The organism is Pseudoalteromonas sp. MMG033, assembly GCF_057197785.1.
In genome coordinates this window covers 2676294-2691644 of the sequence record NZ_CM170070.1, presented here as the reverse complement: position 1 = coordinate 2691644, position 15351 = coordinate 2676294, and the positions used below count along the sequence as shown (strand labels likewise).

Annotated in this window: 14 protein-coding genes; 7 read left to right on the top strand and 7 right to left on the bottom strand. The window is 41.3% G+C overall.

The genetic code is table 11. The features are described 5' to 3' along the window. Positions 1-21 precede the first annotated feature (21 nt). Positions 22-651, bottom strand: a complete 630-nt coding sequence (rlmE, locus tag AC2CZC_RS11760; protein ID WP_063360652.1) for a 23S rRNA (uridine(2552)-2'-O)-methyltransferase RlmE — start codon at positions 649-651, stop codon at positions 22-24. An 84-nt stretch (positions 652-735) separates the two neighbouring features. Here rlmE and yhbY point away from each other — a divergent pair, with 84 nt between their 5' ends. Continuing rightward, complete coding sequence (gene yhbY / locus AC2CZC_RS11755; protein ID WP_063360653.1) at positions 736-1032, top strand: ribosome assembly RNA-binding protein YhbY; 297 nt, start codon at positions 736-738, stop codon at positions 1030-1032. A 19-nt stretch (positions 1033-1051) separates the two neighbouring features. Here yhbY and AC2CZC_RS11750 read toward each other — a convergent pair whose 3' ends face one another. Next, positions 1052-2206 (bottom strand): serine hydrolase domain-containing protein, encoded by a 1155-nt coding sequence (locus AC2CZC_RS11750; RefSeq protein WP_484581922.1) that lies wholly within the window; start codon positions 2204-2206, stop codon positions 1052-1054. Between the two features lie 224 nt (positions 2207-2430). Between AC2CZC_RS11750 and AC2CZC_RS11745 the strand changes: the two genes are divergently transcribed. From AC2CZC_RS11745 to AC2CZC_RS11730, 4 genes are all read left to right on the top strand, one after another. Beyond that, a complete protein-coding gene (locus tag AC2CZC_RS11745) occupies positions 2431-3234 on the top strand; it encodes a hypothetical protein (protein ID WP_484581921.1) in 804 nt (267 codons plus the stop codon). Between the two features lie 142 nt (positions 3235-3376). After that, on the top strand, positions 3377-4084 hold the full coding sequence (locus tag AC2CZC_RS11740; protein WP_484581920.1) for a response regulator: 708 nt from the start codon (positions 3377-3379) through the stop codon (positions 4082-4084). A 99-nt stretch (positions 4085-4183) separates the two neighbouring features. Continuing rightward, entirely contained in the window at positions 4184-5497 is a 1314-nt protein-coding gene (locus AC2CZC_RS11735; protein WP_484581919.1) for a sensor histidine kinase, read from the top strand. 201 nt (positions 5498-5698) lie between these two features. Next, the gene (locus tag AC2CZC_RS11730; protein ID WP_484581918.1) at positions 5699-7045 is read left to right on the top strand and encodes a sodium-dependent transporter; all 1347 of its coding nucleotides are present in this window, start codon (positions 5699-5701) and stop codon (positions 7043-7045) included. Positions 7046-7091: 46 nt separating this feature from the next. On the opposite strand, the gene AC2CZC_RS11725 is transcribed toward AC2CZC_RS11730, so the two are convergent. Both AC2CZC_RS11725 and AC2CZC_RS11720 read right to left on the bottom strand, forming a co-directional pair. Further along, positions 7092-7547, bottom strand: a complete 456-nt coding sequence (locus tag AC2CZC_RS11725) for a GNAT family N-acetyltransferase (protein ID WP_484581917.1) — start codon at positions 7545-7547, stop codon at positions 7092-7094. 11 nt (positions 7548-7558) lie between these two features. After that, entirely contained in the window at positions 7559-8302 is a 744-nt protein-coding gene (locus tag AC2CZC_RS11720; RefSeq protein WP_063360658.1) for a sporulation protein, read from the bottom strand. A 193-nt stretch (positions 8303-8495) separates the two neighbouring features. Here AC2CZC_RS11720 and AC2CZC_RS11715 point away from each other — a divergent pair, with 193 nt between their 5' ends. Continuing rightward, entirely contained in the window at positions 8496-10064 is a 1569-nt protein-coding gene (locus tag AC2CZC_RS11715; RefSeq protein ID WP_484581916.1) for a cation:proton antiporter domain-containing protein, read from the top strand. A gap of 289 nt (positions 10065-10353) precedes the next feature. Beyond that, the gene (locus AC2CZC_RS11710) at positions 10354-10638 is read left to right on the top strand and encodes a hypothetical protein (protein ID WP_484581915.1); all 285 of its coding nucleotides are present in this window, start codon (positions 10354-10356) and stop codon (positions 10636-10638) included. Between the two features lie 72 nt (positions 10639-10710). Here AC2CZC_RS11710 and AC2CZC_RS11705 read toward each other — a convergent pair whose 3' ends face one another. The 3 genes from AC2CZC_RS11705 to AC2CZC_RS11695 all read right to left on the bottom strand — a co-directional run bounded on the left by AC2CZC_RS11705 (position 10711) and on the right by AC2CZC_RS11695 (position 15270). Further along, complete coding sequence (locus AC2CZC_RS11705) at positions 10711-11688, bottom strand: sterol desaturase family protein (RefSeq protein ID WP_484581914.1); 978 nt, start codon at positions 11686-11688, stop codon at positions 10711-10713. Between the two features lie 83 nt (positions 11689-11771). Continuing rightward, on the bottom strand, positions 11772-13991 hold the full coding sequence (locus tag AC2CZC_RS11700) for a TonB-dependent receptor family protein (protein ID WP_484581913.1): 2220 nt from the start codon (positions 13989-13991) through the stop codon (positions 11772-11774). Next, positions 13984-15270 carry an imelysin family protein gene (locus AC2CZC_RS11695; protein ID WP_484581912.1) on the bottom strand — a complete coding sequence of 429 codons (1287 nt, stop codon included), beginning with the start codon at positions 15268-15270 and terminating at the stop codon, positions 13984-13986. The genes AC2CZC_RS11700 and AC2CZC_RS11695 overlap by 8 nt, the downstream gene beginning before the upstream one ends. Between the last annotated feature and the right edge of the window lie 81 nt (positions 15271-15351).

The following is a 15351-nucleotide window of genomic DNA, read 5'->3' as shown; positions in this document are numbered from 1 at the left end:
CTTTAATGCACCTCAACTGTACTACAGTTTGTATCCTGTCGCCACTATATATACTTCACGTGACCTTGGTCGAGACGCTTTTGGTTTACGGATCTTTACAACTTTAAATGCATTACGCACTTCCTGTACAAATTGATCAAATCCTTCACCTTGGAAAACTTTGACTGCAAAAGCACCATTAGATTTAAGTACTTGGTGGCACATATCCAATGCTAATTCGACCAAATACATGCTTCCAGCTTGGTCTATCACATTGTTTCCACTCATATTTGGTGCCATGTCTGAAAAAACAACATCAATATTTTTTCCACCAATACGGTCTAACAACGCCTCAAGTACGCTCTCTTCACGGAAGTCACCTTGTAAGAATGCGACGCCCGGTAACGAGTCCATAGGGAGAATATCACATGCAATAACTTCTCCTTTATCACCAACTTGCTCAGCTAAATACTGCGACCAACTTCCCGGTGCAGCTCCCAAATCCACGACATGCATACCTGGACGAATTAATTTGTCTCGTTGTTGTATCTCTTCAAGCTTAAATACAGCTCGTGAGCGATAACCACGCTTTTGTGCTTCATGAACAAAGGGGTCATCTACATGCTCTTTTAACCAGCGCTTAGAACTCGCTGAATGTTTTTTATTTGCCATATTCACTGTAACTCATTAGTAATCTTCTTTAGATGGCGTTAGAATAACGAGAATTCAAGCCTTAATTTAGTAAATTGTACCAATATGACTTTATCAAATAAACAAAAGCAGCACCTTAAAGGGTTAGCTCACCCTCTTAAACCTGTCGTTCTACTTGGTGGTAACGGCTTAACAGAGGGCGTATTGTTAGAAATTGAACAATGTTTAGAAATCCATGAATTGATCAAAGTTAAAGTCCCAACTAATGACCGAGAAACCAAGCAACTTATTTTTGATGCCATTATTCGCGAAACTGGCGCACATAAAGTGCAATCAATCGGCCACATTTTAGTACTTTATCGTCAAAGCGAAGAGAAGAAAATTATTCTTCCTCGTAACTAAACATCAATTTCCAGAGCCGCTAACGCGGCTCTGCTCCCCTCGCTACAGTGATTGCATCGCGGATAAAGTTGGTGGTCAGCTGATTAATTACCCCACTTTCGGCATTAAGTAATAAGCTAAACCCTATTCCCAAATACGGGATCACAACCACATCTGTTCTGTAACCTTGTACCCAACCGCTATGATAGTATAGGGTCTCACCTTCAAAATCATAAATTCGCCACCCCAACCCGTAATACGCATGGTCAACATATTTGCGCCATACTCTGCGCTTTAATTCTCGCTTTGTCCGCGTGAATGGACGAGATTGAATTGTCAGAGCATCGAGCGACAAAACACTCGGGTATGCACCAAGTTGGGCCTTCAACCAGGTAACCATATCTTCAGCACTCGCATTGACACCAGCAGCCGGTGCAACTTTATAATAATGCTTTTTTAGTCTTGCGGTATGCCAGTTCTTGCGCCCTTTGACATGCGGTAATGCATAGTTGTCATTGCTTGTCATGTGTTCAAACCCTAGGCCTGCATCTTTCATACCCAGCGGCTTAAACATAAACTCATTCAACCAAGTTTCGTAGCTCAACCCCGTTGCTTGCTCGATGACATTACCCACCAAACTAAACATCACATTTTGATAGCCGTAACAAATCCCTGGCCGGCAAAGGCTTTCAACTTTGAGCAATCTGGGGTAAATATCTTGGTAAGACATTCGAGACTCAATCAGATTGTCATAGGCATTGGGTACTAACCCACTCGAGTGACTTAATAAATGATAGACCCGCAATGTAGAATATTGGCTATCTAAGAAAATTGGCAAATAATCAGCAACATACTTATCCAAATCCACACGATTTTCAGCTGCTAATTTAGCTGTTAATGACCCTGCAAATGTTTTTGAAACCGACGCTAATCGAAAACGGGTTTTGCCATTAACCTTCTTCCCATTCTTAACTTTAGTTCGACCGTAACCTTTCGCTAAATCTCCAAACTCCAAGTGGGTAATACTCAAAGCAGCACCTGGTACCGATTTTTCTTTTAGTTTTCGCTGTACTTGCTTAGAATAGTCGCTTACAAAATGCTCCCACGCTTTGGCTTTGTCTATCTCATTACTTTTTACAGGCTGAGATAAAACCATCAACATCAGGCATTTTGAAAATATAAATAGTGACTTCATAATGACTCAGTTCATTAACACGCGATGTTATGGTATCACGTAAGTTGCTGTCTCACGACATACATTGATTTAAAGCGCTAATCTTTTTGTAGAATAAAGTTATATTATATAACGAGTTACAATCTTGAACATTTTTAGACTGTATCTGACCAATGATTACAAGATAGAATTTAGCACATTGACTTTACATGATAATAAAGAAAAGTAATTTGAGGTATTTAATAATGCGAGTAATCATAGGCGCTATTGCTTTAACAGGGCTTACAGGTTGTATGCTTTCACAACCACTTGCACCAAAGTTAAGTACGCCTCCTAAGCCACTATTACAAAAATCTGTATTCCAAATAAGTTACAGTAGTGAACTTGAGTCTGCCCGTATTAAATCTGTTCAATTACCCGCCCATGCAGTCAAAAAGCTTGACTCTGTGTACATAGATACAAGTAAAGTCACAATCACAGATGAGCTTCATCGCGCACTTGTGGATATTCTGAGTGAAAAGGGCCTAATTGTTGATGATCATCAAAACACAGATTATCGCTTGATCATTCAGCAAATCGACCTTGCCTATGGCAAAGATAAAACCTATGTTTTCAACAAACCTACCAGTGACCACCCATATATCGCGAAAATATCGCAGACTATGCCAACAAAGCAGTGCAGCAATATCACCGCTTCTCTAAGCATGCGATTGACCCATAACCATTCATCGGATGTTGTTTGGTTTGCAAAATCTTCAGTAGATAGCGCTGGATTCCAAGGCATACCTATGCAATATACGTTTACCGAAACGCAGCGTATCACTAATGAACAAGAGGTTCTTGAGTTTATTGCTGAACAAAATACGGATGAAGCGAGGCAGCAACGATATCAATCCGCGGTTGATATCCCCAAATACATCGTGGAACCGACACAAACACCTCTTATCAAGGTTGCAGGGGCATGTGAACAAGAAGAAGTACGCGCACTGACCCCAAAAATGCTGTTAAAGTTAACAAGTGGCCTGGTTGATAAGTTAAACGTGCAATAATCAACAAACTCATACACTTCATTACATTTTTTCAGTCAACAATAAATATAATTGGCGCAATAAAAATAAAAAGTTAGTATGGTTTTATCAAAAAAATTTGCCTCATTACATGGGCATTTATGTGATTTAAAGGAGCTTGTTTATGGAGCAATACGGAACTATTTTACTGGTAGAAGATGATGAGTCACTTGCACAATGGGTTGCGGATTATTTAAATAATCAAGGCTACGATACGACGTGCTGCCATAGAGGGGATGAAGTTGTCGCCATGGTAAAGCAACTCAACCCAGACTTAGTGCTACTCGACATCATGCTGCCAGGTCAAGATGGAATAAGTGTATGCAGAGAGCTAAGGCAATTTTACAACAAACCTATCATCATGTTGACCGCAAAAGATGAAGAGATGGATGAAGTCATTGGCCTAGAGGTAGGGGCAAGCGACTATGTTATAAAGCCAGTAAGACCAAGAGCACTTTTAGCAAGAATAAAAGCCAATGCCCGAGCAGCGCAAGACTCAAGCAATAAAGAACAAAAAAATAGCGCACTTTTAACGGTAGGTAATCTCAAAATTGACACACAGTCACGAAAAGTAATGGTGTCTGAACAAGAGGTCGTTATCTCTAGTGCAGAATACTTATTGCTTCACTTTTTGGCCTCCAATGCTGGGGAAGTCGTCTCAAGAGATGCGGTATTTAAAGCAACCAAAGGTCGTGAGTATGATGGCTTGGATCGCAGCGTAGATGTCCTAATTTCAGCGCTCCGTAAAAAGTTTGATGATGACCCACAAAATCCTGAAAAAATTAAAACCATCTGGGGTAAAGGGTATTTATTGGTGCCGTCGGCTTGGTAGTATTGTGTAGCTTAGTATTATAACTAGGCTACAACAAACCTTGATTACTTTACATCTCTGTTTTAGACAGCTCTACGTTACTCTTATTGGGGCTTAATAATGAGAAAGCTATACGTTGCTTTACTAACTGGCGTGATCATCTCTATCATTCTTTTGGGATGGCTAATTGATACGTTCAGTGAGCAAACCACACCAAATGAAGACAACTTTTTTTGGCAAGCTAAACTACTTGTGGGAATTGCAAATCAAGCTGGCAATACCCCCATATTAGCGCGCGCAGACTTTATTAAACAAGCTGGTGCAGACTTTGATCTTAAGATCGAATATCACTCAGGTGCCTCTCTAGCACTTCCTTCTGAACTCACTGAGCAAATGCATCGACCTCAGGGCCTGCTGATAGATTCTGACGAAGGGTACTTTTACTTGCTTAAGTCCACACCCGCGATCAAACCCGATTACATAGAGCTGCAATTGGAGAAACCACCTGAAAGCAACAGCTACGATGTACTACTGACCTTAGCTTTTTATTCCGGTGTTTGTGCATTTATGTGGTTTGTATTGGCGCCACTTGCTAAAAGATTGTCAGTACTTACTCACGCAGCAAAGCAATTTGCAAGCGGAAATTTAGAAACAAGAATCGAAGTCAACCATTTTACTTACATCAAAGACGTTGAACTTACGTTTAATCGTATGGCGAATCAAATTGAAAAGCTGCTTGCCGAAAACAAACTGATGGCCTCTAGTCTGTCACATGATATAAGAACCCCCGTTGCCTGTTTAAGGTTTGGATTTGATGCTGCACTAGAAGAAAATGATATTGATGAGATACATCATTTACTTGAACGCATGGAAAAAGATTTAGATCAAATGGAAGATATGCTCTCCAGTTATCTATCGTTCGCTACCTTGGAACAAAAATCTCACCTATTAAAGTTTGAGCCCATCACGCTAAAAGGTTACATCTCAGATATTGTCGCCCAAATGCACCCTAAAATGTCGAAAAATGGACTTACCGCGAATATCTCAGTTCAACCAGAGCTTATCATGGAAGCCGATCTCCACTGGCTCGCTCGTGCTATTTCAAATCTGCTAAGCAATGCCTGTGATTTTGCTCAAATGCAACTATTTATTAGTGCAAAATTACTCGACCATGAAATCGAAATAACCGTAGAAGATGACGGCCCTGGTATTGAGCCTGAAAACTGGAACAAAGTTTTTAACCCATTTTTTCAGGAACAAGGACACCGTAACAGAGCTGGTAAAAGCTATGGGTTAGGCCTTGCTATTGTTTCAAAAGTTGTTGATTGGCATCACGGTCAAGCCTCTGTAAATCGCTCAGAACTGCTAGGGGGCGCTAAATTTACATTAACTTTACCCTGTAAAGCAGTCTCTCAAACCGTACAGAGTGACTGACATCCATTACTAGACAAGCACAAATAGCTATTAAAAAACAATAGGTTGAGTAATTGTTTAATAAAAAATTATGGATACTGATCTGCACGCTGTTTTTTCCACCAAAAACTTGTGCTAGATCAGTGCAGATAAACCTTTTTATTTCGCCTCAATTACAGTAGATTGTTGCGGCCGTCTTCAAAAAAAGAGAAATATAAAAACATGAGCAGTATTCGAGGAGAGTTTAGTTCTCGGTTTGGATTTATAATGGCTGCGGCAGGCTCTGCAGTAGGTCTAGGTAATATTTGGGGGTTTCCCACACAAACAGCAAGTAATGGTGGTGCTGCATTTGTGCTAGCCTATTTAGTGCTGGCTTTTTGTCTTGCTTATCCGGCTTTGATGGCTGAGCTAGTGATTGGACGCCATGGTCAAGCAAATGCAGTGACCTCTTTGCAAAAGCTAGCGAATAACTCAATACAAAAACGTTTTGCATTTATCGTGGGTTTCGGCGGTATTATTTGTTCTGGCTTAATTTTAAGTTTTTATGCGATTGTCGCAGGTTGGATGTTCAGTGCCACTTTGGAACCTATCGCAGTGATCAGTGGCAGCGAGTCGGCTACTAGTTGGCTTGGTGAACAATCATTATCAAGAAACCTGATTTTTACAGCAGCATTTATCCTTCTTACTGTCGCCATCATTAGTAAAGGTGTTGAAAATGGTATCGAGAAGTGGTCGAAACGCCTTATGCCAGCACTGCTGTTTATACTCTTCGCACTAATTGCCTATGTCTTAACGCAAGATGGAGCAATGGAAGGCGTTAAGGCCTATTTGGTTCCTGACTTTGGCTCAATTTTAGACCCTAATTTATTGGTCAGTGCACTTGGACAAGCATTTTTCTCATTATCACTTGGTACCAGCGTGATGATCATTTACGGCTCTTACATCAGTAAACAAGAAAATTTAGTGTCTCTTGGTGCCTACGTTACGCTTATTGATGTATTTATTGCATTTGTTGCAGGCATGCTGATCATTCCGGCCATGTACGTTGCACAAGCACAAGGTGTCGAAATATTCTCACAGACAGGTGAGTTACTTTCTGAAGACACACTTGTTTTCCAAGTGCTTCCTGCTTTGTTTGACAGTATGGGCAGCATCGGTATTTTTATTGGCTTTGCTTTCTTCGCACTGATGAGCATTGCAGCACTCACCAGCTCTATTTCAATGTTAGAAGCACCGGTTTCCTACGCTGTTGAAAAGTTTGCTTTGGCGCGAGTGCATGCGACAAGATTAATTGGCCTGATTGTTAGTGTGGTAAGCGTCACGATTATACTGAACTTCAATAGCTTATTTGGCTTTGTAGTGCAGTTAACCACACAATTTGCCCAACCGTTAATTGGCATGTTGTGCTGTGTCTTTGCAGGTTGGATTTGGCACAGAGGCAAACTGCTTAACGCCATCAAAGAAGGCAATGAGTCTGTAGAAAACAGCTTCTTTTGGAAGATTTGGCCTTGGTATATTAAATTTGTTTGTCCGCTGGCAATCGCTTTAGTTTTCATTAATTCACTATAAGAAAAGGCGCTTATGCGCCTTTTTTAGTCATCATTACAGCAGTAAATTATCGAGCGTATTGCATATCAATATGCTCAATCCCATCCTCTAAATAAGCTTCACCAATACTTTTAAACCCAAGTTTTTGATAAAACGCTTGTAAATAGGTCTGAGCTGAAATCTCAATCTGTTTATCGAGATAACGAGATTGACAAGACTCAATCGCCTTCTCCATCAATGTATACGCAACCCCTGCGCCTCTTGCTGCTGGTGAGATGAGTACACGCCCTATTGCAGCTATATCATCGCTTTTCACATAACAGCGAGCATAAGCTTGCACTTGTTCATCGTCAGACAACAAAATATGTAGCGTAGAGGAGGCGCGATCTATCTCATCAATTTCAGGATAAGGGCATTGTTGTTCAACAACAAAAATATCAACACGTAATTTAAAGACTTGAAAGAGCTCATCATGGCTGAGCTCATAAAATGATTTGATTTTAAACTCTGTCATTGGCGACATAGTGCTCTACATTAAGCAAACAACCGTTCCAACTGATCACAAATGCGCGACAAGTTGACTTGATCATGTTCAATCGTTAAATCTACATAGCCATCACTTCTAAAAGCACGGTCCAGTTCAATTAGCACGTGCGTTTTGTGCGCTTCAGGTACAAATGACAATTCAACTTCTTGCAAACCAAACACCGAGCGACTATTAGGACGATACTCGATCTCTTGGTAACAACCAGAAATTGACTGGAAACTTGATGCTCGTAAATAGCCTTTTTCAACATCGGCTTTGACTAATTGAAAGCCCAGCTTATCCATGGCACTCAACACCGCTTTAACCGCTTCATTAGGGTAAACATGCAAGGCATCTTTATCAGATGGATCAAGTGCAAGATCTATGTCTAAGCCCGTTTCAAGCCACACATGACAATGATTATAAGGAGCATTTATTTGCGTTATTGGTGTTTCTGAGTGTAAACGAGCTTCAAAAGGGATCACCTTCTGTTCACCTGGAGAAATCGTAAACTCTTCAGGAATACGCCATTTTTCAATAACATGGTTTGTAAAGTACTCGCCATCATCATTCTCAACTTTTACTTTGGTCATTAAAGCGAGCTCTAAACCTGAAATTTCTTGTTCTACATCACCGCCCATTACGATAATTTGAGCTTGAAACTTCTGGCCTGGGTGTAAATGTTCCGTTTCTAATACAGTATCTACTTTTGCTGCACCTACTCCGACAGATGCTAAGAGTTTTTTAAACATCATTACTCCTCTCGAGGATGTTCCGTTAAGGCATCTTAAACACATTTATTACAGCTTGTCAGTGAAAATCTGCCTATTTTTGATAAATATAGCTCTGTTTGAACACAACATGCACCATACTTTCGTCCAGAATAGATTTATAAACTAGCTCGATTTGATAGAATCGATGCACCAAACACTACCAGCGTAACTTATGGAACTACTTTATTTTGCAATTGCTTTCGCGTGTGGTTTTTCAATTTATCAATTAAAGCTGCCACCTTTGATAGGATTCTTAATGGCTGGGTTTATTCTCAACCTAATGGGACAACAAACAACACCTCTGCTCTCTCAATTGGCTGACCTAGGTGTCACAATACTGTTATTCAGTATCGGATTAAAATTGCGAGTGAAAAACTTGGTAAAACCGCAAGTTTGGGCCCCCGCAACGTTGCATATTGTTTTAAGTAGTGCTTTTTTTGCCTCTCTGTTACTGCTTTTATGTGTCTTCAATTTACCCCTATTCAACGAACTCGACTGGCAAAGTGCTTTACTAGTCGGCTTTGCATTTAGTTTCTCCAGTACCGTTTTTGCTGTAAAGGTGCTGGAAGAACGAGGTGAAATGGCAAGCTTACATGGCAAAATTGCCATCGGTATTTTAGTCATGCAGGACATTTTTGCCGTGGTTTTTCTAGCGATCAGTACTGGGAAAATGCCAAACCTTTGGGCACTGGGCTTAATCGCTGGTTTATTTGTATTTAGAAAAGTAATGTTCTGGGTACTTAGTCGCTCAAAACATGGCGAACTACTTCCTCTATTTGGCTTTTTCTTCGCGCTGGTCGTCGGCTACCATGCCTTTGAGTTTGCAGGCTTAAAAGGCGATCTAGGCGCATTGATCATCGGTATGATATTCGCACCTCATAAAAAAGCCAGTGAGCTTGCTAAATCTTTACTGAACCTTAAAAACGTGTTGCTTGTCGGATTTTTCTTAAATATCGGTTTAAACGCCAGTATTTCTTTAAACGCGTTCCTCATTGGCTTGCTGCTCGTTTTGGTATTGCCTATAAAAGTCATGCTCTATTACGTATTGACAAATATGTTCAGACTGCGCGCACGTACTTCACTGCTCAGCGCCTTTACACTCTCAAATTACAGTGAATTTGGCCTTATCGTCTGCGCAGTGGCTGCAAGCTCTGGGTTGATTGCACCTGATTGGCTTGCTGTTGTCGCCATCGCGGTATCAATCACGTTTATTCTGGCCTCACCGTTGAATAAACGTGCCAACGAAATATACGTTAAGTTTGAGCATATACTACAAAAATTTGAAAGTCCGAAACGCTTAGAGGAAGAGCTACCCGTTAATCTGACCGATACACGGATCGTCATTTTTGGTATGGGCAGAATTGGTACTGGTGCCTATGAAACAATCCACTGCTCCCACCCAAACTCGGTTGCAGGGATAGACATCAAACCGGAAGTCGTCGACAAACACATCAAGCGAGGCCGTAGGGTGTTACTCGCTGACGCAACGGATCCGGATTTTTGGCAACGTGTAAATCACTCTAGTGTCGAAATGGTTATGCTAGCCATGCCAAAACACATGCAAAATATTTACGCATTAGAGCAGCTTCAAGCGTCTGGATATACGGGGCAAGTAACAGCCATTGCCAACTATCCGGATCAGCAAAAGGAACTGGAAGACATGGGTGTGCATTCAACTTATAACTTCTATCTTGAAGCGGGTAGTGGTTTTGCAGAGCACGTAAAAGAAAAATTATTCTAAATCCACTAAATAGTTCTTAGAACCCCTAAAGGGTACTAAGAACTATTTTTATTTCCCTGTCATATAGTTACATCTAGACGTCCAAAATCTTCCTCATTTTTTAGCGCTTTTTGTAATAGTGCGATTTACAAAACTTTACATCGAAGTTAGTAATTCGACATCGAAACAGAGTACACTGGCTGTGTCAGTTAGAGAGCGCATCTCTAATTTTTTGTACTTAAATCTGATACTTAGTATCCTCTTTTGGGAACATTCGAGGATCATAGTAAGAATATTGATGAGGGTTTGCATGAGCAAGAATAAGTTAAATTCGCACTTTCCAGCAGCAGTTGACGACGTCAATGCAGGCCCGTTTGCCGATATACAAAAACGCTTAGATGATATCCAAGACTCGGGTATGACAGCGCTGGCAATTCGTAATATTTTATTTCAAAAGATGTTAGATTTACATGCTGTACCTGACGACCATTTTTTACGTAGTGAGTCGACTCCAGAGCGTTTAGATGACCCAAGCTTGATTGCCAAGCTGAATGATCTTGGGTTTTATCGCGCTTCTTCACGCGTGATGCACTAAAAACCGATTTTTGGAGAGCCTACTCTCTCCTAAAATAGGCTGGCCATGCCCGTCGCCAGCCTACCTTCTTTCCTACTGATTATCATGTTTTTTCCTAATAAATACATTCGGCATGAGCGCTTTAGCAGCACCAACAACAGGTTTATAGTAAATTGCCCACAATGAATCGTGACCAGCGTCATATTTACCAACGCCAATAGTGATACCTTTCGCCTCTGAAGCACGTATCAAGCTGCCAGCCATACGGTCCCATATAGCCAGTGCAGAGCCGATATTGGTATCAAAATGCTTAGGGTTATCACTGTGATGAATTTGATGCTGTGCAGGACTTATCACCCACCCTTCCAGTTTATCCCCCCAACTAAACCAAATATGAGAGTGACGCAGGTTCGAGCCACAAATGTTAAACACAAAAACAAACACATTTGCACCCAAAATATCAAACATACTCAGGGCTGAACCAAAAAAGAAATAGCCAAGCCCCACCACAATACCCTGCGTAAGCGCCATGCGACAGGCATAAAAGTAACTTTCTATCGGGTGTGAACGATAAATAGTAAATGGGGTAAGCACCTTAGCCGAATGGTGCACTTTGTGAATTTCCCACAAGCAAGGGATTTTATGTAATGCCAAATGAAGTAAATACCGCGTCAAATCATCAATAAGAAATAGCATCAATGTGAACACACCAACCACAATAAACGGAGGCCACTGTAAATGGAGGGACGGGCCAAATAATGCCTCAAGCCCATCTGAAATACCAATGGCTACGGGCACCATGGTTAAGACGATAGGCGTAAAGGTCAGCGCCTTAATGACGCGATTAATAACAAACAGTCCGTAGTCTTGCTTGGCACTATCGTGAAGCCAAACAGATCGAGGAAACAAAAAGTGCCAAAACCCTTTAACAGAGCGCGACTGGTTAGTTGCATAGTAAACGAAAGACGCCATCACCACAGCCGATGCTAAGTACAACCAAAAAATACGCTTATTGGCATCAACTAAATATCCTGGCAAGGTAGATATACTTTGCCAAATCGTCTCTATCATTAAATTTACCCACTCCAATTTAATTCAAAAAAGGCCACATAATGCGGCCTTAATAGTATGAAAACTGTTTACAGCAATATCAATTAAAACTGATATTTGTACCCTACTGTAAGCTGTCTAGGCTTACCTGGGCGCGCACCATATGGTCTGCGGCTCACAATTTTGTCTTCATCAAGTAGGTTGTCTACTTTTAAGTATACCTGACCATAGCTATCGAAGTCGTAGCTTGCTGAAAAGTCAACGGTTGTCGAAGACGGTACTTCTTGGCCTTCTAGATATAGAGTAAACTCTTGTGTCCCCTCACTCCAGCTTCGGCCCGCAGCTTCTGGCATAGAACCGATGTACTTAACCGCCAAAGAGGTGCGCCATTTCTCTGCACTCAAACCAATATTAAAGCTCACCTGATGCTCAGGTAAATATGGCAGTGGATCACCATTTCTTACCTCACCCCATTGGGCGAAGGTCGTGAGGCGATCATTTTTAAACTCACCTTTGGTATAGGTGTACACCAAGCTGTAAGGTATATCCAATTGTAAGTTTAGAGGGTAACGTTGAGAGAACTGTGCTTCAAGACCATATACATGAGCAGCACCACCATTAAACTCTGCATCTTGTTGCGTGCTATCACCACAGTTAGACTGGCCACAGCTTTCTTTTAAATTGCTATAGTCGTTAAAAAAGCTCACCACTTCAAACTCAGTTACGCCATCGTTAAAGCGGCCACCAAATTCATAGTTTGTGCTTTTTTCAATTTCAATTTCAGACGATTGCGCAGGCGATGCTGGTGAAAAACCACGGTGAATACCAAACAATAAGCCAGCATCTTCACTCAGTTGATAGAAACCACTCAAACCTGGTAGCCAGATCCGAGTTGTTTTATCAAGCCAGTCATTTGCATTGTTATTATTTTGGTAGTGCATGTCCATAAGCTCACCACGAACACCCACACCTAAAGTTAAAGCATCAAACTTCACTTTGTCTTCAATATACACAGACAAGGCTTCTGTATGCTCAGTGTTAAGTGTTGTAAAGCGCTTACTATTTTCAACCAAGGTTGAAACGCCAGATTTCATCTCATAGCTTTCTTCAAAGTGCTTACGTTCAATTTCATCTTCATGAAATCTCACACCAAACGATAACTCATGATCAAAATCAAGCAGTTTGAATGTCAAATCACCATCGATTTGTAAGCCTTGAGAGTAGTATTCTCTATCGTTTGTGCCCATGGTTAAAAAGTTTGCTGCACCAGGCACGACAGAGTCTTGTTCACCCTTTAGGATCTCAAACAAACGAAGATTGTCTTCCGCTTCTGGGTTTAACAAAATTTCCTGAGGTGATTTACCTTCAATACTATTTAACTTCAGCCATGCGCGTTCGTAATCGTTACGATACAAACGCGTAGTTAAGCTCAAGTTATCACTGCTCATGCTATGCGTAAACATCACTTGTTGATGCTCAGTATCCATTTTAGCAGGCGCTGTTGCAGCGTACCGGCGGTAAGGGTTTTCTGCAAAATCAGCTTCTGTTAACCCCAGATAGGTTTCGTCAGAAATTTCATCTGCATAGCTTAATTTCAGACCGAAATTATGTTCAAAATCGCCTTGCTGTAGTCTGTAGTTAAACTTAGCTAAGAAATCGTTTTTATCAAAGCCTGTATCGCCGCCGCCATCAAGCTCTTTAAAGCCATCAGCCTGCACATTCACAGCTTCAAATAAAAAGCCAACATTGTTGACTACTGAGCCAAAATAACCGTGTGCTTTAGTATAGCCATCACCGCCTGCTGCAATATCAATTGCACCTTCGGTAAACTCAGGCACTGAACGTGTCACGAGATTAAGTGCACCCGCGATGGTTTGCGGACCATGTTTGATTGCAGCCGGGCCTTTGAAGACTTCAACCGCAGTCATGCGTGTTGTTTGTGGGAAATAATAAGCAGCTGGCGCAGAATATGGTGCAGGGCCAATTAAAACGCCATCTTCCATGATCGTAATTTTTTTACTACGCTCTGGCGTCACACCACGAAAACCAATATTAGGACGAAGCCCATATCCATCTTCTTCACGAATATTCACACCTGGTACAGACGAAAGTACGCGATGTATATCATCGTACTCGTACTCACCTAGCTGCTCTTCTGTAAGTAATGTCGCAGAGCCAGCTTCTGTTCTTAGCTTGTCATAATGGCTAATAATTTGGATATGTTCGATATCGTCTTTCGCGGTTTCATCAGCGAAAGCACTTGGTAATGCAACAGCAACCGCCACTGCAAGCAATGATTTATTCATACGTGTGTACTTAGTCATTATCACCTGCCGATGTTTGAGGAAGTTCTAAGGCTAGCTTGTTGATGAAGTCACTTTTAAGTTCATCAGTCACATCTTTAACCTTATCATGCACGTTTGTTACAGAAGCCGTATTGTTTTCAACTGCGTCTTTCAAAGACCCATCAATTGCCAATAAAGCTGCTTCTGCCTCATCTAACCCTGTCAACATACGCTGTTTCACATCAGAGCCTTGCTCTGCATCTAGGAAATCATCAAAGCCCAAAGTGTTATCAGCGTTACTGCCCTCACCGGTAAAAATCTGTCTAAACGCGCGGATATTAGCAAGTAAGTTTTCTTTTGAATGCTCAGAGATGTCAGACTCAACATCTTGTGGACAAATATTAGAACCACAACTGTTCGTAAACAAGCCTAAAGGTTCACCCAACTTTTTGTCTTTAAGCTCTTTGGTCATATAAAAAAGTGCTGTTGATATTTCGTTCAATGCGGTATGCGCTGAGTCAAATTTTGAATCTGAACTGCCCGCATTAATCAATTGACTTGCAAAGCCACTATCGCCTTGCCAACGGGCTAAAATCGCTTCACTATTTACGACAATATCACCTGCTGCTGTATGGGCAAATTCGCAACGAGCAACTTTTCGTTCTTCCACTGAACGACTGTTCCATGGAGCTAGCGCTTCATTTGCAAAGCTACAACTGTGATCATAGTTTGTGTTGAATAACGCATGCTCGATCGCAATTAAACCTTTTCTATCGGATGTACGTGCTTTGATATCATAAGGCTTGCTTGTATCGCCATTTATAAATCCATCCTCGTGATATACGATATCCTGATCAATGCTACAAAGCGCACCACCTGCAGGCCAAGAGTAAATGTTACTCTTAAATGCTTTACCGTTTTCTAATAGTGGGCCTACTTGCATTAATTCAACATATTGCCAACCTACCATAGTTGCACGCCAGCTATCTTTAGCTTTGTCATGAAGCTCAGCTGCATTATCGCTTTGTGCCTTTGCTGCAATACAGTACTCTGCAATTTGAGCTTGCTGTGCTTTGGCAAATTGATCGAATTGAGTCAATGTTGGCGTCAATACGTTATTAACCAAGTTTGCAACCAGCGCAGCCTCATCGAATGAGGTTGGCGTCGTCGGAGTCGTTGGCGTAGTCGGATTAGTAGTACCGTTACCGCCTGCAAACTCAGACCCTGCATTACTTGAGCTACTCTCTCCACAGCCAGTTAATAGCAAGGTGACAGTGACAGCCACAGCAACTGTACTCAATGGGGTTAACACTCTCATTGTGTCTCTCTTTTTTGATACCTATAAATAAAACAAAAGGTTAGCTACGTACGTAGCTAACCTTTACGTTATAAATAATAA